Origin of the sequence: Microbacterium sp. BE35 (genome assembly GCF_031457705.1) — a bacterium.
GTDB lineage: Bacteria > Actinomycetota > Actinomycetes > Actinomycetales > Microbacteriaceae > Microbacterium > Microbacterium trichothecenolyticum.
In genome coordinates this window covers 77,768-94,104 of record NZ_JAVDXD010000001.1, presented here as the reverse complement: position 1 = coordinate 94,104, position 16,337 = coordinate 77,768, and the positions used below count along the sequence as shown (strand labels likewise).

The following is a 16,337-nucleotide window of genomic DNA, read 5'->3' as shown; positions in this document are numbered from 1 at the left end:
GTGCGCGCCCAAGGCTCATCGCGCCACCACCGTCGGCTGCTGCTGCGTGATGCAGTGGATGCCGCCGCCGCCCGCGAAGATCTGGCGGGCGTCGACCGTCAGCGCGCGGCGCCCCGGGTACGCGGCCTCGAGGATCTCGCGCGCCTGCGCGTCGGCGCGGTCCTCGCCGAACCCGCACGCGATGATCCCGTCGTTGACGACCAGGTGGTTGACGTAGCTGTAGTCGACGAATCCCTCATGGTCGCGGAGAATCTCAGGGGCGGGGAGGTCGATGATCTCGAAGGTTCGGCCCGCGGCATCCGTCTGCTCCGAGAAGAAGGCGCGCAGATCGCGCGACACCTCGAAGTCGGGATGCTCGGGATTCTGCTGCGCGTGCAGCAGGATGCGGCCGGGGGTCGGGATGGTGGCGACGATGTCGACGTGGCCGTTCGTGCCGAACTCGTCGTAGTCGCGGGTGAGGCCGCGGGGGAGCCACACGACCTTCGTCGCGCCGATCGTGCGGTGCAGTTCCGCCTCGACGCGTGCCCGGTCGGCGAAGCGGTTGCGGCGCGGGTCGAGCTGCACGGTCTCGGTGGCCAGCACCGTGCCTTCGCCGTCGACGTGGATGCCGCCGCCCTCGTTGACGAGCAGCGAGCTCACCAGCTCGGCGCCGACGAGGTCCGCGGTGAAGCGGGCGTGCTGCGCGGCCTTCTCCCACGAGGCCCATTCGGGCGCGCCCCAGCCGTTGAAGATCCAGTCGACGGCGCCGAGCGCGCCGGGACGCTGGTCGTCCACGACGAACGTCGGACCGTGGTCGCGGAACCAGAACTCGTCGACCGGCGTCTCGACGATGTCGATGGCGGAGTCGAGCATGCGCCGGGCGCGCTCGGCCTTCGACGGATCGACGAGCATCGTGACCGGCTCGAAGCCGGCGACGGCGTTGGCGACCGCGCTCCACGCCGCGTAGAAGCGCTCCTGCTCGGCTGGGTCGTCGCCGAGCGTCGGCCCCTCGTTCGGGAACGCCATCCACGTGCGCTCGTGCGGATCGCCCTCGTGCGGCATCCTCCAGGCCATCGGCGCCCCTTCGTTCGGTGTTTGTCGCGGTGGCGGTCGATGCGCCTCGCGAAGTAATTGATCTAGCGATCAATAGGAAAGATACCTATGCTGGCGAGACCATGTCAAGCACATCGTCACGGCCGCGGACCCGCAAGGCTCCCGCCGAACGGGCTGCCGAGATCGTCGCGGCGGCGACCGCGATCGCGCGGGAACAGGGACCGAGCGCCCTCACGCTGCGCGCAGTCGCCGAGCGTGCAGGAGTCGCCTCCGGCCTCGTGGCGCACTACCAGCCCTCGATGGACGACCTCGTCGCGCGCGTCTACGCCGACCTCGTCGATGAGGAGGTGCGCGACGTCGAGGGGGTCGTCGGTGCGGTCGCCGATCCGGGTGCACGGCTCGGGGCCCTCATCGACACCCTGATGGACGGCGAGCGGGAAGAGCTCACCGTCGTGTGGGTCGAGGGGTGGGCGATGGCCCGCCGCAACGACGCCCTCGCGCGTGCCGTGCGGGCGCAGATGGAGCGCTGGCAGACGCTCGTGGAGTCGATCATCGAGGACGGATGCCGCGCCGGCGCCTTCTCGACGACCGAGCCCGGCGAGGTGGCGTGGCAGCTCATCGGCATGATCGACGGACTCAACGCGCAGTCCCTCTCGCGCGGCACCGACACGACCCGGTTCGCCGCCCGCACGGCCCGCGCGGCGGAGGCCCTCGTCGGCGCCGCGCCCGGATCGGTGCCGATCCCGACATGACGCGCCTCCCGTGGAACGAGATCCCGCCGCCGCTGCGCGCGCGGGTGGAAGAGGTGCTCGGCGAGCCCGTGGTCGAGGCGCTGTCGCAGACGGGCGGGTTCTCGCCCGGGTCCGCCGACCGCGTGATCACGGCATCCGGCCGCCGCGCGTTCGTCAAGAGCGCCGGGCTGTCGCTGAACGCCGACACCCCGGGAATCCACCGCGCAGAGGCGGCGATCACGGCAGCACTTCCGCCCCACGTCCCGGCGCCGGCACTCCTCGGCTTCGTCGAGCACGACGACTGGGTCGCCCTCGTGCTCGAGGACGTCGAGGCGCGGCATCCGTCCACTCCGTGGGAGCCTGGCGAACTCGAGGCCGTCCTCGAAGCGCTGCACGCGATGACGGCGACGCCGCTGCCCGCGGACGCCGCCGTGACGACGCTCGCCGACGCGATCGCGGGCGACGCCGCCGAATGGCAGCGCATCGACCCTGTGACCCTGCCCCCGTTGCCACGCGGACTCGACACGTGGGTGCGGGCGCACCATGACGGTTTGACGGATGCCGCGGCCCGCGCCGTCGCGGACGTGCGCGGCGACCGGCTCGTGCACTTCGACACCCGCGCCGACAACATCCTGCTGCGTGAAGACGGGTCGGTGGTGCTGATCGACTGGCCGTGGGCGGCGAGGGGCGTGGCGTGGTTCGACGCGCTGTCGCTCCTCATCAACGTGCGCTACTACGACCCCGATGCCGACATCGAGCGCCTGATCGGGCGGCACGCGATCTTCGACGGCATGCCTCGCGATGCCGCGACCCGTGTGCTCGCCGGTTTCGCGGGCATGTTCCTCGGGTCCTCGCTGCGGCCGGTGCCGCCGAGGATGCCAACGCTGCGCACCTTCCAGAGGGACCAGGCGATCGTGACGCTGGACTGGTTGCGCGAGCGCTGGGAGAGGTGAGACCCGACGTCCGTCCGTGACGCCCCGCGCGCGACACGCGGCGCGCGCGGGGCAGCAGGGCCAGGATGGAGCCATGAGCGCGATCCCCACCGTGACCTTGAACGACGGCGCCTGGTTCCCCGAGCTGGGTCTGGGCACCTACGGCCTTCGGGGCGAGGAGGGGATCGCGGCCATGGTCGGCGCGATCGGCTCCGGCTACCGGCTGCTCGACACCGCGGTCAACTACGAGAACGAGCGCGAGGTCGGCGAGGCCGTGCGGCGCAGCGACGTCGACCGCCGCACACTGCTGGTCGCGTCGAAGATCCCCGGTCGCCACCACGGCCGGCAGGAGGCGGTCGACAGCGTCAAGGGCTCGCTGGATCGGCTGGGCCTCGACCGCATCGACCTGCAGCTGATCCACTGGCCGAACCCCAGCGTCGGCAAGTACGTCGACACCTGGCGCGGCCTCATCGAGGCGCGTGAACTCGGACTCGTCCGCTCCATCGGCGTCTCCAACTTCACCGAGGACCAACTGGCCGAGCTCATCGAGGAGACGGGCGTCGTGCCCGCGGTGAACCAGGTCGAGCTGCACCCGTACTTCCCGCAGGCGAAGCTTCGCGCGTTCCACGCGACGCACGGCATCCGCACCGAGAGCTGGAGCCCGCTCGCCAAGCGCAGCGAGCTGCTGACGGAGCAGATCCTCACCGAGCTCGCGACGGTCCACGACGTGACGCCGACGCAGGTGGTGCTGCGCTGGCACACGCAGCTCGGCAGCACGCCGATTCCCAAGTCGGCCGACGCCGACCGACAGCGTGAGAACGCGGACGTCTTCGGCTTCACGCTCACTCACGATCAGCTCGCGGCGGTCAGCGCGCTCGAGCGCGGTCGTCTGTGGGACGGCGACCCGAACACCCACGAGGAGATGTGACCGAACGGATGCTGCGACCCGGCGCACCGCGCAGGGTCGCAGCATCCGCTCCGGTTCAGGCGTCGGGGAGGGCGTCGAGCCACTCGGCGAACGTCTGGGTGCCGCGCAGCGCATCGGGGCCGGGAAGCAGCGCTCCGGAGCGGAGGGCGCGGCCGAGGCCGCCGGGGGTGTTCACGACGGGGATCGGGCCGCGATGGCCGATCGCGCGGGCGTAGCGGTGCACCATGTCGGCGAGGCTCTCCTCCTGCGGTCCGGCGAGGTCGGTCGCGCGGCCGGCGGGACCCTGCTCGGCCAGGTCGACGAGGTGCGCGGCGACCTCGTGCACGGCGACGGGCTGCACGCGACCGGACGGAGTGACATGGGCCCCGGCGTGGCCTCGGTGGTACATCATCGCCGCGTACTCGTGGAACTGTGTCGTGCGCAGGATCGTCCACGGCACGTCGCTGCCGGCGACCAGCCGCTCCTGCACCAGCTTTCCGGCGTAGTAGCCGTCGGGGGCCGCCTCGGCGCCGACGATGGTCAGCACCAGGTGGTGGGCGACCCCCGCTGCGCGCTCGGCCATGAGGAGGCTCTTCGTGGCCCCGGCGAATAACATCACCGACACGTCGGGCTTCGCGGTCGTCACATTGGTCACGTCGATCAGCGCGTCGACCCCGTCCAGCGAGCCCGCGAGCCCTGCGCCGCTCAGGAGTTCGACCCCCGTGCGGCGGGACAGGGTGCTGACATCGTGGCCGCGCCCGCGCGCGATCTCTGCGATGTGCCCGCCCGTCATGCCGGTGCCGCCGGCGATGGCGAGTCTCACGAATCCTCCTGGTGCGTGTGACCCCGACCCCCGCTCAGCGTAGACCTGCTCGGTCCTGCTGCACGATACGAGCGGCTCGGGCTCGCTCGGGGGAGAGTGCGCACCCGAGCCGCTCACGGAGCGGCCCGACGAGCGCACCGCCTCGATCGGAGGGAGGCGCGCTGCCGCCGGTCGGATACGGGCTCAGCCGATTTCGGCGAGCCACTGCGCGAACGTCTGGACGCCCAGCACCGCGCCGTCGCCCGGGAGCGCGAGACCCGCCCGCATGCCCTTCATCTGCGCGCCCGGCAGGCTCACCGAGGGGATCCAGCCGTCGTGGCCGGTGCGCCGGGCATACGCCTTGACCATCCCGTCGAGCCGCTCCTCGCGCGGTCCGGCGAGGTCCGCGGCGCGGCCCTGGGGTGCGCCGGCGGCGAGTCGGGCCAGGTGGGCGCCGACCTCGCGCGCGGCGACCGGCTGCACGCGCGCCCTCGGCGCGACATGCAGCGGCCCGACCTTCGCCCGGTCGAACAGTTGGCCGGCGAACTCGTGGAACTGCGTCGCGCGCAGGATGGTCCACGGCACGGGCGCTGCCTCGACCACGCGCTCCTGCGCGAGCTTTCCTGCGTAGTAGTCGTGCGGCATCCGGTCGATCCCCACGATCGACAGCAGCACCACGTGCGGAACGCGCGCCCGAGCGGCCGCGTCGACGAGATTGCCGGTCGCGGTCTCGAAGAACCGCGTGGCGGCATCCGCCGACAGCGTCGAGACGTTCGCGGTGTCGATGACTGCGTCGACGCGGTCGAGCGCGGCGTCCAGACCCGCCCCGGTGGTCAGATCGACGCCGGTGCCGCGACTGAGCACGACCGGGTCGTGTCCGTCCGCCCGCACCGCCTCCACGACATGGCTTCCGACGACACCCGTGCCTCCGGCGACCGCGATCCTCATGACATCACTCCTCTCGTTCCCCGAACGGGGATCTCGACAGTCCGACGATGCGGCACGCGAGAATGTGAGGAATCGGCTCACATTCTCCGGGCATGCGTCGCCGGAACATCGAGAAGGGATCACGGATGCCTCCCACCGACGAGGTCGAGAGCGAACGCCGGGCCCTCCTCGGCCTCTGCTACCGCATGCTCGGCACGGTGGCCGACGCCGAGGATGCGGTGCAGGAGACGTACGTCCGCTGGCTCCGCCTGTCGGACGAGGAGCGGGCCGCGATCCGCAACCCCGCCGCCTGGCTGACCCGGGTCGCCGGACGCGTGTGCCTCGACATGCTGGGCTCGGCGCGCGCCCGGCGCGAGCACTACGTGGGGGAGTGGCTGCCGGAGCCCGTGCCGCAGGGCTCACCGCTCGCAGCATCCGGCCCTCTCGACCCGATCGAGCAGGTCACGCTCGACGACTCCGTCTCGATGGCACTGCTCGTGCTGCTCGAGTCGCTCACCCCTGCGGAGCGCGTCGCGTTCGTGCTGCACGATGTCTTCGGCGTGCCGTTCGCCGAGATCGCCGAGACGGTGGGGCGCAGCGCGGATGCCGTTCGGCAGCTGGCGTCGCAGGCGCGGCGGCGCGTGCGCGAGCATCGCACGGGCGCAGCCTCGCGGGAACAGCATGACGCGGTCGCCCGCGCCTTCGCGGCGGCGACCGCCACCGGCGAGCTCGACGCCCTCGTCGCCGTGCTCGATCCCGGTGTCGTGCTGCGCTCGGACGGCGGAGGACGCGTCTCGGCTGCGCTGCGTCCGGTGCGCGGCGCCGACCGCGTCGGGAGGTTCCTCCTCGGTCTGCCGCGGCTGGAGCCCGACGCGGTGCTCGTCGCGATCGAGACGCCCGACGGGCTGGGATTCCTCGCGACGATCGACGACGAGCCCAGCGCACTGGTGTCGCTGGAGGTGCGCGACGGGCGGGTCACCGACGTCTACATCATGCGCAACCCCGACAAGCTCACGCAGTGGAGCTGACGGATCCACATTCCGCGGGCCGAGGAGCGTCGGTTAGCGTGGAGCGCATGGCGTCCCCCTCGAACTCCACCGCTTTCGATTCGCTCACCGACTACATCGCCCTTCCGCGGGTGGAGGCGCTCGCCCTCTCACCCGACGGGAAGACCGCCGTGCTCACCGTCGCTGCGCTGAAGAAGGACGGCACCGGCTACGACCGGTCATTGTGGGCGGTGCCGGCGACGGGCGGCGGCACGCCGCGACGGCTGACGCGGTCGGCGAAGGGCGAGGCGGGCGCCGCGTTCACGGCCGGCGGCGACATCCTGTTCGTCTCCGCCCGGCCCGATGCCGACGGCGACGCCGACGACGAGTCCGGCCAGCTGTGGCTGCTGCCCGCCACCGGCGGTGAAGCGCGGCCCGTGACGCGACTGGCGGGCGGGGTCGACGGCATCGCCGCGACCGCCGACGCTTCCGCACGGCTGGTGATCTCGGCCTCCCTGCTGCCGGGCGCCGACACACTCGAGGGCGAGGCGGCGCTGCGCGCGAAGCGCAAGGAGAAGAAGGTGTCGGCGATCCTGCACGACACCTACCCCGTCCGCTACTGGGACCACGACCTCGGCCCCGCCGAGCCGCACCTGCTCGCGATCGACATCGACGCCCTCGAGGACACCATCGCCGCGGCGGTGGCGGACACGGCGGCAGCAGACGCGTCGGAAGCGGATGCCTCGACCCCCGCGGACGCCGGGGCCCCGGCATCCGGGACCGAGGCGAACCCGTACCCGGCGACCCTGCCGCGTCCGCGGGACCTCACGCCGAAGCCGGTGCGGTCGCTCGACCACGCGGAGGCCGCGCTCACGCCGGACGGGGCGACGCTCGTGGTGTCGCTCGAGCACCGTGAGCAGCGCGCCGGGCGCCGCGTGATCGTCGCGATCGATACGGCGACCGGCGAGCGCACGACGCTGTTCGATGAGGTCGGCGTGGACTACGAGATGCCTGCGATCAGCCACGACGGCGCGCGCATCGCCTACCTCCGCACGGTCAAGAGCAGCCCGGCCGCTCCCACGGACTGCGAGATCTGGGTCGCCGGGATCGACGGCAGCGGCGCACAGCGCGTCGCGGCCGAGTGGGACCACTGGGCGTCGTCGCTGGAGTTCGCGGCCGACGACACGGCGCTCATCGCGACCGCCGACCACGACGGCCGCGCACCGGTGTTCCGCATCCCCGTCGACGGCGGCGCGCCCGAGAAGCTCACCGACGACGACTTCGCGTACGCGAACGTCGTGGTCGACCGCCGTACGGGGGATGTCGTGGCGCTCCGTTCGTCGTGGGTCGTGCCGCCGCACCCCGTCCGCATCGCACGCGACGGCGCGGTGACCCCGCTCGCGACGCCGGCGCCGACGCCGGCCGCCCCGGGCTCGATCACCGAGGTCGAGACCACCGCTGAGGACGGCGCCCGCGTGCGCGGCTGGCTGCTGCTGCCCGAAGGGGCATCGGAGGATTCGCCGGCGCCGCTGCTGCTGTGGATCCACGGTGGTCCCCTCAACAGCTGGAACGCGTGGAGCTGGCGCTGGGCACCGCTGCTCGCGGTTGCTCGCGGGTATGCCGTGCTGCTGCCCGACCCCGCCCTGTCGACCGGCTACGGCCTGGACTTCATCGCTCGCGGCTGGAACAGCTGGGGTGGCAAGCCGTACACGGACCTGCTGTCGATCACCGACGCCGTCGAGGCCCGCGACGACATCGACCAGACGCGCACCGCCGCGATGGGCGGATCCTTCGGCGGTTACATGGCCAACTGGGTCGCCGGTCACACCGACCGCTTCCAGGCGATCGTGACCCACGCGAGCCTCTGGGCGCTCGACCAGTTCTCGGGCACGACCGACAGCTCGGAGTACTGGCAGCGGATCTTCACCCCCGAGGCGATGACCGAGCACTCGCCGCATCAGTTCGTGCGGGACATCCGCACGCCGCTGCTGGTCGTCCACGGCGACAAGGACTACCGCGTGCCGATCGGCGAGGGTCTGCGGCTGTGGTCGGAACTCGCCGAGCACCATGCCGACGAGGACGGGCGCATGCCGCACCGCTTCCTGTACTTCCCCGACGAGAACCACTGGGTACTCAAGCCCCAGCACGCCGTCGTCTGGTACGAGACGGTGTTCGCGTTCCTCGGCGAGCACGTGCTCGGCGAGGAGCCGTCGCGGTACGAACTCCTGGGGTAGCACGCGGCGCCGAGCACACCGTCGGAGGTCTTCCTCGACACGCCGGAAGACGGATGCCACGTCCCGGCGTGGCGGGCGGATCCTCCGATTCTGTGCACGCGGTTCAGGACGCGTGCCGGACTTCGCAGTCGCTTCCCGGCGACAGGATCGCCTCGTGCCCGTCGTCGTAACGGACCACGAGCAGCGGGTTGTCCCCGGTGCCGCGGACCTCGATGACCTCACCCGCGCGCTCCACGGCACCGACGACACGGCCGTGGATGATCACGCGATCGCCGACGCTCGCTTGCATGGCGGACCACCTCCTGGCGCTCACCATACGACGCGGCGGCGGCCAGGGGTAGGGGTGAGCGGGTGCGACGCCTACAGCTGGGCGCCGTCGTCGTCGCGATCTTCGAGCCCGACACTGCGCCCGCGCCAGGACTCGTAGGCCATGAGCCACCCGATCGACACCGCGGCGGCGAGCACGACCCCCAGCAGCACGTTGCCCCAGATGAGTCCGAAGACGATCCCCAGCGTGAACATGAGGGCCGTGCCGAGCGCCCAGCCCGAGTGCCCGCGCGTCCAGCCTCTCCGCGTCGTGGTCATGGCGAAAGCCTAGGGGTGCGGCGGAGCCCGTGGGCCGCCTGTGGCCCGGAGGCTCTCGGTAGGTTGGAAGGACCCACCTCATACGGAACGGATGCCATGACCCTCAACGTCAGCCCGCTCACCCTCGGCACCTCCCCTCTCGGACGAGGCACCGAGCCCGGTTCCCCCGAAGAGGACGCCGCCGTCCGATTCGCAGAGCAGCTGTTCGACAGCAGCCACGCCTTCATCGACACCTCCAACAACTACTCCGGGGGGCGGTCCGAGGCGGTGCTGGGCCTCGCGATCGCACGGAAGGGAACGGATGCCGCGACCCGCGTCATCTCAAAGGTCGATTGCGACCCCGAGACCGGCGCGTTCGACCGCGACCGCGTCATGCGCTCGTTCGAAGAGACGACGGCGCGCCTCGGCGTCGAGCGTCTGCCGCTGCTGCACCTGCACGATCCCTACACCGTCACCTTCGACGAGGCGATGGGCCGCGGCGGCGCGGTCGAGGGACTCATCGAGTTGCGCGAATCGGGTCGAGTCGACGCGATCGGCGTGGCCGCGGGACCGGTCGGGATGATGGCCGGCTACGTCGAGACCGGCGTCTTCGACGCCGTGCTCATCCACAACCGCTTCACGGTCGTCGACCACTCCGCCGCGCCGGTGTTCGCCGACGCGCGCGAGCGCGGCATGACGGTGTTCAACGCGGCGCCGTTCGGCGCCGGCATCCTCGCCACCGGGGCGCGCGAGGGTGCGATGTACGGTTACCGTCCGGCGACCCCCGAGCTGCAGGAGTGGGTGTCGCGCCTCGAGCGTGTCGCCGCCTCGTTCGGGGTCAGCCTTCCGGCGGTGGCTCTGCACTTCTCGCTGCGGTCGCCGCTGGTCGACTCGACCGTGGTCGGCATCTCGTCGGCGCGGCGTCTCGCGCAGCTCGACGAGCTCGCCGCGACGCCGATCCCCGACGAGGTGTGGACCCAGCTCGAAGCACTCGGGCCCGCGCCGTCGCCCGTAGACGACAGCGCCTACGCCTGATCGCTGGCACCCTGCGTCGAGCGAGCGCGGACCCCGGCTCCTGCGGGGGTCCGCGCCGTGGGCTCACGCCTGCTGGGCGTTGACCGCGACCATCCAGTCGATGCCGAAGCGGTCGGTGAGCATGCCGAACTTTCCGCCCCACGGCGGGGTGTCGTACGGCATCGTGATGGTGCCGCCGTCGGCGAGCTTGTCCCAGAAGCCCTGCAGCGAGGCCTCGTCGTCACCGCTGACCGAGACCGAGATGCCGGCCGGCCTCTCGTAGTTCATTCCGGTGGGCGTGTCGGCGCCCATGAGGATGAACCCGTCGGGGCTGGTGAGCTGCGCGTGCATCACGAGGTCGTTCTCGGAGGGGTCCTGCACCATCCCCTCGAACTGGCCGAACGTCGAGATGTCGAGGTCGCCCCCGAACACGCTCTGATAGAACGTCATCGCCTCGCGGGCTTCGTTCTTGAAGGAGAGATACGGGTTGAGGCTGGGCATGTCGAACTCCTGAAGTGGGTGGTGGATGCCGCGCCCGGCCGCGTGGCGCGTCCCAGTGTCGTCGTGACCTCCGACATCCACAAGGAGGTCCGCGTCAGGTGTCCTTGGGCCCCTCCGCCGCCCACGCGATCGCGTCGTCGAGCGCCGACACCGCGAAGATCCGCAGCTCGCAGGGGAACAGGAACGAGATGCCGTGGATCACCTCGCCGATCAGGCTGTGGTCGGTGACGAGCGCGATGCGCCCCCACACGTCGGCCGGCTTCCCCTCGAGCTTGGCGTCCTGCCAGAGAGCGCCGAGCGAGTAGCGCTCGAACTCGTCGCCGAGGACGTAGACCAGGTTGACCTTGCGGCCGGCGTCCACCGCCGCGTCGATCGCCGGGTCGAGAGACCCGACGTAGTCCGATGTGTCGACGGCGCCGATGGCGCGGAACCCGATGACGCCGTCGGGCAGGCCGTGCAGAGACTCGATCATGCGTCCATCGTGTCGGCGGACGCCGCGACCGCGGCGCGGACGCGCGGAGAGTCAGCGGTCGCGGTGGTCTTCGGGGTGCAGGCGCGCGCCGCGCCGGGGCTCGCGCACACCGCTCGCCCCGATGAGACGGATCACGCGCTGGCGCTGACCCGGCCACGCGGCCAGGAGCCGCAGCATCCCATCGTCGTCCGTGCGATGGCCGGTCAGCGCGTAGCCGACCTCGTGAGCCAGGTGGTAGTCGCCGACGCTCACGGCGTCGGCGTCGCCGAGTGCCCTGATGCGAGCCTCCGCGGAGGTCCATGGACCGATGCCGGGCTGGCTCACGAGCACGCGGTCGACGGCCTCGCCGTCGTCGGCGGCGAGCACGGCCCGCACGATCGCGTCGCCGCGGCGGGCGGCGCGCACGACGGTCTTCGACTGCGGCGGTTCGAGCCCCGCGCGGTGCCACACCCACGAGGGGACGCGCTGCCATCCGTCGATCGTCGGCGGGGCGAACATCGGCGCCGGCGTCGGGCCGGGAGCACGCTCGCCGCACCACGTCACGACGCGCCGCCACGCTCCGAACGCCTGCATGCCGGTGACCTTCTGCTCGAAGACCGCGCTCGCCAGGGCGTCGAACACGAGATCGGTGCGCGAGAGGCGCAGCCCGGGATTGCGGTGATGAGCGTCGGCGACGAGTGGATGCCGCGACGCATCGAAGTCGCCGGGCTCGTCGTCCGCACCGCACAGCGCGGGAAGCTGCGCGAGCGCCCACTCGCGGCCCGGACCCCAGGCGGCGCCGCGGATCACGCCCGGGTGCGTCTCCCGGATCGCGAGCGTCGCGATGCCGGCCGGCGTACGGCTCACCCGCCAGATGACCGCGCCCGAGACCGCCATCGTCGGGTCCCCGGCTCCGCGTCGCTGATACAGCACAGTGCGGCGGAGGTCGAGCGGATGCCGCGGCCGGTACTCCGTCTCGAGCGGTCGGCCATAGTCGGGCCGGGGATCGCGGGTCGCCGCCCGTGGACCGAAGCGCTCGGCATCCCTCGCTCGAGGGATGCGCGAGAGCGAGGTGGTCATGCCGCCCACCCTACGCCCCGCCCTCCGACATCGAATCCTGCTCGCCTGTCGCGAAGGGTCGGCGCGGCTGACCCGATGCGACAGATGGACAGAATGCGATCAGAAGCGGTCGGGCGACGGGGTGCCGTGGCCGTAGCGGATGACGACGTCGGCGTGACGGTCGAAGCGGTAGCCGACGCCGCGCACGGTGCGGACGATGTCCTCGTACCGGCCGAGCTTGGCGCGAAGACGACGCACGTGCACGTCGATCGTCCGCTCGCCCGGGGCGTCCTCGTCGGTCGCGCCCTGCCACAGCGACGTCACCAGCTCGGTGCGCTCGATGGTGCGGCCCTCTCGCAGGACGAGGTACTGCAGCAGCTCGAACTCCTTGAAGGTGAAGGCGGCCGACTCGCCGTCGATGAGCACGCGCTTGCGCGAGATGTCGACGACCACGCCGCCCGAGGCGGGCTCTTCGTCCTCGGGCTCCTCCTGCTTGGTGCGGGCGACGGCCGACGGCTCGTGCAGCGCGAGGCGCACGACGTCGACGTCGCGGCCGCCCGAGCCCACCGGCGCGAGGGCGACGGTGGCGTAGGTCTCGGCGGACGGGGCCAGCTCGGCGAGGGTGCGGCGCAGGGCGTCGACGAGCACGCCGAGGTTCACGCCGGAGGCGGCGGCCTTGGCTTCGTCGATGCCGACGTAGAGGGCGAAGCCACGCGGGGACGTGCCGGCGGGGAGGGCGCGCCCGGCCGGCTGCGCGGGCTCGGGGGCCGGGGCCGCAGGCGCCTCGACCGCGGCCGGGTGATTCACGGCGCGGAGGTGGCGGACGGGGGCGGTGGCGGTGGGACGGTCGAGGAGTGCGGTGGTCGACATGATGATGGTCCTTGCGGGAGGAACCCGTGTGGCGGAGACCGGGTTGGATGATGTGCTGCGGCCCTGGTCGTCGGTGGCGAGAAAGGCCGTAGGCCGGATGGGGCCTGTGCCCGACGTTGGGCGGTGTGCGAAGCGGGTCCGGGTGCGCGTGATCGACGCACGAAACCGGTGCTTCGGGGGACTCCGTACGATCCGTGTTCAGAAGCGGAGGAGGAGTCCGACGGGGGTCACCGTGCTAGTGGCACATTCGACAACACATGACAACGCGGCCGGCCATCATCATGCCGGCAGTCCTGTTCGCCTCCCGGGCGGACAGATACAGCGCGTTGTCAGTCATGAGCCCGATTATTACCGACTTTGTCCAAAAACGTCAAATCGCACGGGTTCCGGGCCCAGATCGTTTCGGAATGTGACAGATTGCTCAGTCCCACGTCGGGTGAGACCGAGTGTCAGCTGGGTGATCACTGCGACATACCGGGCGACGCGTCCCGCCGTGGCGCCGCGGGCGTAGCCTGGCGGCGTGACCGACCTCCGCTTCGCGAAAGAGCCCGACGCCTCGCGGTACACCCTGCACCGCGGCGACGATCTCGTGAGCGTGCTCGACTATCGCGACGACGGACGCACCGTTGCCATGACACGCGCCTATACGGTTCCCACCTTCCGCGGGCACGGCTACGCCGGCGAGCTCGTCGAGCGCGCGGTCGAGGAGCTGGAGGCGCGCGGGGATCGCAAGGTCATCCCGGTGTGCTGGTACGTCGCGGACTGGTTCGATGCGAACCCGACGCGCCGAGGCATCCTGAATCCGCGTCCGTAGCCGCAGTGTGCCCCGCCGACATCGTCGGCACTTCTTGTCAACCCCATGTCGCCGTGCGGCCGCGCGACGGAGGCTGGGGGAGGACGAGAGGAGCACGCCATGGATCGCGATCGAGCGAGAGACCAGGACCTGCCCGAGGGCGTCGTGAACGCCGACCCGCCCGGCGGCTGGGAGCAGGTCGACGACACGGAGTCGCGGGAGCGCACCGCGGCGGTGAGCGGGGCCGACCTGCTCACGGATGCCGCGCTGCAGCCCGACGACCCCGTCGAGGGGGAGGCGGCGCGGCAGGGTGCCGATCCCGACCTTGCGACCGAAAGCGGACGAGGAGAGGAGCCGTGATGAGCACGACCGGTGACGAGTACGAGCGGGCGGGGGTCGACCGCCCCGATCGAGAAGATGCCGCAGGTGCCGGCGGCACGCAGGCGCCGGGCGAACCGGTGCGCGACGAGCCGCCCTCGGCACCGCCCGCGCTGGGCGAGCCTGCGCCGGACGCGCCGGATGCCGCATCCGCGACGGGGGACCCGGGTCGGACCGACGTCGAGCCCGGGGTGCCGGCGGCGCCCCCGCCGAGCCACGAGGCGGTCGGCATCGGGGTCGTGGAAGACGGCAGGGACCACCACGGCCAGGACGGCGCCCGCGCGACCCAGACCGCGGGGGAGGCGCAGCGCACCCCCGGTGCACTCGGGACCGAGCAGGAGCAGCGGCTTCCCGCGATGGCGCAGAACAACGCGTCCGACGTCGACAAGGTGGCGGGCATCGTCGCGCAGACGCGCCAGGACGTCGGCACGCATCCTCTGGAGCACATCGCGCATGTGCTGCGCCAGCGGCTTACGCAGTCCGGCATCGAGCTGCCGGAGAACGACATCGAGGAGCTCGCGCGACAGGTGTCGGTCGGGGACACCGACGACCCTGCGCACCCGCGGCGCCACGCCGCGGACTGACTCCGCGATTCGCCCGCCGATGTGCACGCACCCGGCCCTAGGCTGGGCGCGTGCACATGGAGGCGGTGTTCACGGCCGTCGCCGTCGGCTTCGAGGCCGTCGGCGCCGCCGCCATGATCGTGGGCTTCGTGATCGCGCTCGTTCTGGGCGGCCGGTCGCTCGCGCGTCACGAAGGCGGTCAGACCGCGTTCACGACACTGCGCACGACCCTCGGCGGAGCGATCCTCCTCGGGCTCGAGGTCCTGGTCGCCGCGGACCTCATCCGCACGATCACCTCCAAGCCCTCTCTCGAGGACGCGGCCATCCTGGGTCTCATCGTGCTCATCCGGACCATCCTGTCGATCTCCATCCAGATCGAGATCGAAGGCACTCTGCCGTGGCGTCGCGCCCTCCTGCGCAGCGGGGGCCAGATGATCGGCGATGCGGTCGCGAAGGACCGCGCGGCCCAGCAGGCCGCCGGCGCAGCGCGCGGGCCTGCTCCCCCGGACCCGCGCACGCCCTGACCTCGTGGGCTACGCGACCGCGCAGACCGCGGGGTCGTGCTCCGAGACGTGCAGCCCGATCGGCCGCGCCCACGCGACGCGCTGCGGGCGGGCGATGACGCGGGCCGGGCGGCGCACGGCGGCAGCGGTCCTCCGCTCGCGGATGGAGGCGAGGATCGCGTGCTCGCGGTCTCGCGACCAGGTGTCGTGGCGGTACTGCTGTTCGGCGGCGTATACAGCGAACATGGTTTCCTCCGTTGGTTCCGACAGTGTGAAACCTACGCGGGGGTTCCGACATTGCAGGCTGCGACGGGGATGGCAGGATTCCGGCGGGACCAGGCAGTCGCGAGCCGTCGTCACACCGATCGGGCGAACTCGCGGATGACCCGTGCGGCGGGTGCGGCATCCCGGATCATCGTCTCGTGACCGTGCCCCGCCACCTCGGCCAGCCGGCCGTCGGGCAGCGCGTCCGCGACCTGTCGGCACCACTGCTGCGGCGCCACGATGTCGTCCTCGCCGCGCAGAACCAGCGCCGGCATCCGCACGCGCGGCAGTGCCTCCTCGGGACGGTGCCGGAGCATCGCGCGGAACTTGGCGCGCAGCCGCGGCCCGGCGCGCACGTACTCCCGAGCGCCGCGCGCGATCACCACCGGGCTCTCGACGGCGATGTCGCGCAGCAGCCGCCACACCTGCCGCGGTGCCGTCCGGGCCTCGGGATCGACGGTCGGCCCGATGAGCACGATGCCGTCGACGAGCGCGGGATGGCGTACGGCGACCTCCAGCGCGACCTGCGCGCCCATCGAGTGCCCGATGACGACGGCGGGGGCGCGCACGCGAGCCCGGAGGTACGCGGCGACGAGATCGGCGGTGCGCTCGATCGTGAGCACGCGGCGCGGTTCGGGGGCCTCGCCGTAGCCGGGGAGGTCGAACGAGACGACCTCGCCGTCGCCCAGATGACGCTCGAGGTCGGCGAAGACGCTTCGGCCCATTCCGATGCCGTGGATGAGGACGTACACGCGCTCGCCGCGTCCGCGCCGCTGCGCGACCAGTGTCGCGCCGGCGTGCGCGAATCTCTCCACGTCCGTCATGG

General features: G+C 71.9%; 21 protein-coding genes. 10 read left to right on the top strand and 11 right to left on the bottom strand.

Annotated features, from left to right (window positions below):
- Positions 1–15: 15 nt before the first annotated feature.
- Positions 16–1,053, bottom strand: a complete 1,038-nt coding sequence (locus J2Y46_RS00460; protein ID WP_310239459.1) for an agmatine deiminase family protein — start codon at positions 1,051–1,053, stop codon at positions 16–18.
- Between the two features lie 101 nt (positions 1,054–1,154).
- On the opposite strand from J2Y46_RS00460, the gene J2Y46_RS00455 reads away from it, so the two are divergent.
- From J2Y46_RS00455 to J2Y46_RS00445, 3 genes are all read left to right on the top strand, one after another.
- Positions 1,155–1,784 carry a TetR/AcrR family transcriptional regulator gene (locus J2Y46_RS00455; protein WP_045297728.1) on the top strand — a complete coding sequence of 210 codons (630 nt, stop codon included), beginning with the start codon at positions 1,155–1,157 and terminating at the stop codon, positions 1,782–1,784.
- Entirely contained in the window at positions 1,781–2,716 is a 936-nt protein-coding gene (locus J2Y46_RS00450) for an aminoglycoside phosphotransferase family protein (RefSeq protein WP_310239455.1), read from the top strand. The genes J2Y46_RS00455 and J2Y46_RS00450 overlap by 4 nt, the downstream gene beginning before the upstream one ends.
- Before the next feature lie 73 nt (positions 2,717–2,789).
- Positions 2,790–3,623 (top strand): aldo/keto reductase, encoded by an 834-nt coding sequence (locus tag J2Y46_RS00445; protein ID WP_310239452.1) that lies wholly within the window; start codon positions 2,790–2,792, stop codon positions 3,621–3,623.
- A 55-nt stretch (positions 3,624–3,678) separates the two neighbouring features.
- Here J2Y46_RS00445 and J2Y46_RS00440 read toward each other — a convergent pair whose 3' ends face one another.
- On the bottom strand, positions 3,679–4,425 hold the full coding sequence (locus J2Y46_RS00440; protein ID WP_310239449.1) for an NAD(P)H-binding protein: 747 nt from the start codon (positions 4,423–4,425) through the stop codon (positions 3,679–3,681).
- A 183-nt stretch (positions 4,426–4,608) separates the two neighbouring features.
- Positions 4,609–5,352: an NAD(P)H-binding protein gene (locus J2Y46_RS00435; protein WP_310239446.1), complete on the bottom strand. Its 744-nt coding sequence runs from the start codon at positions 5,350–5,352 to the stop codon at positions 4,609–4,611.
- A gap of 125 nt (positions 5,353–5,477) precedes the next feature.
- Between J2Y46_RS00435 and sigJ the strand changes: the two genes are divergently transcribed.
- Positions 5,478–6,359 carry an RNA polymerase sigma factor SigJ gene (sigJ, locus tag J2Y46_RS00430; protein WP_310239444.1) on the top strand — a complete coding sequence of 294 codons (882 nt, stop codon included), beginning with the start codon at positions 5,478–5,480 and terminating at the stop codon, positions 6,357–6,359.
- 47 nt (positions 6,360–6,406) lie between these two features.
- Positions 6,407–8,551, top strand: coding sequence for an alpha/beta fold hydrolase (locus J2Y46_RS00425; protein WP_310239440.1), 2,145 nt, complete (start codon positions 6,407–6,409; stop codon positions 8,549–8,551).
- A gap of 103 nt (positions 8,552–8,654) precedes the next feature.
- On the opposite strand, the gene J2Y46_RS00420 is transcribed toward J2Y46_RS00425, so the two are convergent.
- Together J2Y46_RS00420 and J2Y46_RS00415 are read right to left on the bottom strand one after the other, a co-directional pair.
- The gene (locus J2Y46_RS00420; protein WP_045297722.1) at positions 8,655–8,840 is read right to left on the bottom strand and encodes a DUF1918 domain-containing protein; all 186 of its coding nucleotides are present in this window, start codon (positions 8,838–8,840) and stop codon (positions 8,655–8,657) included.
- Positions 8,841–8,911: 71 nt separating this feature from the next.
- A complete protein-coding gene (locus J2Y46_RS00415) occupies positions 8,912–9,136 on the bottom strand; it encodes a hypothetical protein (RefSeq protein ID WP_045297720.1) in 225 nt (74 codons plus the stop codon).
- A gap of 96 nt (positions 9,137–9,232) precedes the next feature.
- Here J2Y46_RS00415 and J2Y46_RS00410 point away from each other — a divergent pair, with 96 nt between their 5' ends.
- Entirely contained in the window at positions 9,233–10,150 is a 918-nt protein-coding gene (locus tag J2Y46_RS00410; protein ID WP_310239436.1) for an aldo/keto reductase, read from the top strand.
- 63 nt (positions 10,151–10,213) lie between these two features.
- Here J2Y46_RS00410 and J2Y46_RS00405 read toward each other — a convergent pair whose 3' ends face one another.
- From J2Y46_RS00405 to J2Y46_RS00390, 4 genes are all read right to left on the bottom strand, one after another.
- Complete coding sequence (locus tag J2Y46_RS00405) at positions 10,214–10,630, bottom strand: VOC family protein (RefSeq protein WP_045297718.1); 417 nt, start codon at positions 10,628–10,630, stop codon at positions 10,214–10,216.
- A gap of 94 nt (positions 10,631–10,724) precedes the next feature.
- Positions 10,725–11,102, bottom strand: a complete 378-nt coding sequence (locus tag J2Y46_RS00400) for an STAS/SEC14 domain-containing protein (protein ID WP_310239427.1) — start codon at positions 11,100–11,102, stop codon at positions 10,725–10,727.
- 51 nt (positions 11,103–11,153) lie between these two features.
- A complete protein-coding gene (locus tag J2Y46_RS00395) occupies positions 11,154–12,161 on the bottom strand; it encodes a DNA-3-methyladenine glycosylase 2 family protein (RefSeq protein WP_310239424.1) in 1,008 nt (335 codons plus the stop codon).
- A 99-nt stretch (positions 12,162–12,260) separates the two neighbouring features.
- Positions 12,261–13,010 carry a winged helix-turn-helix domain-containing protein gene (locus tag J2Y46_RS00390; protein ID WP_310239422.1) on the bottom strand — a complete coding sequence of 250 codons (750 nt, stop codon included), beginning with the start codon at positions 13,008–13,010 and terminating at the stop codon, positions 12,261–12,263.
- 520 nt (positions 13,011–13,530) lie between these two features.
- On the opposite strand from J2Y46_RS00390, the gene J2Y46_RS00385 reads away from it, so the two are divergent.
- The 4 genes from J2Y46_RS00385 to J2Y46_RS00370 all read left to right on the top strand — a co-directional run bounded on the left by J2Y46_RS00385 (position 13,531) and on the right by J2Y46_RS00370 (position 15,268).
- Complete coding sequence (locus J2Y46_RS00385; protein WP_310239419.1) at positions 13,531–13,824, top strand: GNAT family N-acetyltransferase; 294 nt, start codon at positions 13,531–13,533, stop codon at positions 13,822–13,824.
- A 99-nt stretch (positions 13,825–13,923) separates the two neighbouring features.
- Positions 13,924–14,163, top strand: coding sequence for a hypothetical protein (locus tag J2Y46_RS00380; RefSeq protein ID WP_310239416.1), 240 nt, complete (start codon positions 13,924–13,926; stop codon positions 14,161–14,163).
- On the top strand, positions 14,163–14,765 hold the full coding sequence (locus J2Y46_RS00375; RefSeq protein WP_310239414.1) for a hypothetical protein: 603 nt from the start codon (positions 14,163–14,165) through the stop codon (positions 14,763–14,765). The genes J2Y46_RS00380 and J2Y46_RS00375 overlap by 1 nt, the downstream gene beginning before the upstream one ends.
- Positions 14,766–14,821: 56 nt before the next feature.
- On the top strand, positions 14,822–15,268 hold the full coding sequence (locus J2Y46_RS00370; protein ID WP_045296547.1) for a DUF1622 domain-containing protein: 447 nt from the start codon (positions 14,822–14,824) through the stop codon (positions 15,266–15,268).
- A 9-nt stretch (positions 15,269–15,277) separates the two neighbouring features.
- Here the strand turns inward: J2Y46_RS00370 and J2Y46_RS00365 are convergent, their stop codons facing one another.
- Both J2Y46_RS00365 and J2Y46_RS00360 read right to left on the bottom strand, forming a co-directional pair.
- The gene (locus tag J2Y46_RS00365) at positions 15,278–15,493 is read right to left on the bottom strand and encodes a hypothetical protein (RefSeq protein WP_045296545.1); all 216 of its coding nucleotides are present in this window, start codon (positions 15,491–15,493) and stop codon (positions 15,278–15,280) included.
- A 110-nt stretch (positions 15,494–15,603) separates the two neighbouring features.
- The gene (locus tag J2Y46_RS00360; RefSeq protein ID WP_310239412.1) at positions 15,604–16,335 is read right to left on the bottom strand and encodes an alpha/beta hydrolase; all 732 of its coding nucleotides are present in this window, start codon (positions 16,333–16,335) and stop codon (positions 15,604–15,606) included.
- Positions 16,336–16,337 lie beyond the last annotated feature (2 nt).

Bases quoted from the DNA above. Each gene is read 5' to 3' on its own strand.
- J2Y46_RS00435 (WP_310239446.1), bottom strand. From the start codon at position 5,352: ATGAGGATCGCGGTCGCCGGAGGCACGGGTGTCGTCGGAAGCCATGTC.
- J2Y46_RS00405 (WP_045297718.1), bottom strand. From the start codon at position 10,630: ATGCCCAGCCTCAACCCGTATCTCTCCTTCAAGAACGAAGCCCGCGAG.
- J2Y46_RS00420 (WP_045297722.1), bottom strand. From the start codon at position 8,840: ATGCAAGCGAGCGTCGGCGATCGCGTGATCATCCACGGCCGTGTCGTC.
- J2Y46_RS00390 (WP_310239422.1), bottom strand. From the start codon at position 13,010: ATGTCGACCACCGCACTCCTCGACCGTCCCACCGCCACCGCCCCCGTC.
- J2Y46_RS00400 (WP_310239427.1), bottom strand. From the start codon at position 11,102: ATGATCGAGTCTCTGCACGGCCTGCCCGACGGCGTCATCGGGTTCCGC.
- J2Y46_RS00375 (WP_310239414.1), top strand. From the start codon at position 14,163: ATGAGCACGACCGGTGACGAGTACGAGCGGGCGGGGGTCGACCGCCCC.
- J2Y46_RS00380 (WP_310239416.1), top strand. From the start codon at position 13,924: ATGGATCGCGATCGAGCGAGAGACCAGGACCTGCCCGAGGGCGTCGTG.
- J2Y46_RS00460 (WP_310239459.1), bottom strand. From the start codon at position 1,053: ATGGCCTGGAGGATGCCGCACGAGGGCGATCCGCACGAGCGCACGTGG.
- J2Y46_RS00410 (WP_310239436.1), top strand. From the start codon at position 9,233: ATGACCCTCAACGTCAGCCCGCTCACCCTCGGCACCTCCCCTCTCGGA.
- J2Y46_RS00450 (WP_310239455.1), top strand. From the start codon at position 1,781: ATGACGCGCCTCCCGTGGAACGAGATCCCGCCGCCGCTGCGCGCGCGG.
- J2Y46_RS00415 (WP_045297720.1), bottom strand. From the start codon at position 9,136: ATGACCACGACGCGGAGAGGCTGGACGCGCGGGCACTCGGGCTGGGCG.
- sigJ (WP_310239444.1), top strand. From the start codon at position 5,478: ATGCCTCCCACCGACGAGGTCGAGAGCGAACGCCGGGCCCTCCTCGGC.
- J2Y46_RS00425 (WP_310239440.1), top strand. From the start codon at position 6,407: ATGGCGTCCCCCTCGAACTCCACCGCTTTCGATTCGCTCACCGACTAC.
- J2Y46_RS00395 (WP_310239424.1), bottom strand. From the start codon at position 12,161: ATGACCACCTCGCTCTCGCGCATCCCTCGAGCGAGGGATGCCGAGCGC.
- J2Y46_RS00365 (WP_045296545.1), bottom strand. From the start codon at position 15,493: ATGTTCGCTGTATACGCCGCCGAACAGCAGTACCGCCACGACACCTGG.
- J2Y46_RS00370 (WP_045296547.1), top strand. From the start codon at position 14,822: ATGGAGGCGGTGTTCACGGCCGTCGCCGTCGGCTTCGAGGCCGTCGGC.
- J2Y46_RS00455 (WP_045297728.1), top strand. From the start codon at position 1,155: ATGTCAAGCACATCGTCACGGCCGCGGACCCGCAAGGCTCCCGCCGAA.
- J2Y46_RS00445 (WP_310239452.1), top strand. From the start codon at position 2,790: ATGAGCGCGATCCCCACCGTGACCTTGAACGACGGCGCCTGGTTCCCC.
- J2Y46_RS00360 (WP_310239412.1), bottom strand. From the start codon at position 16,335: ATGACGGACGTGGAGAGATTCGCGCACGCCGGCGCGACACTGGTCGCG.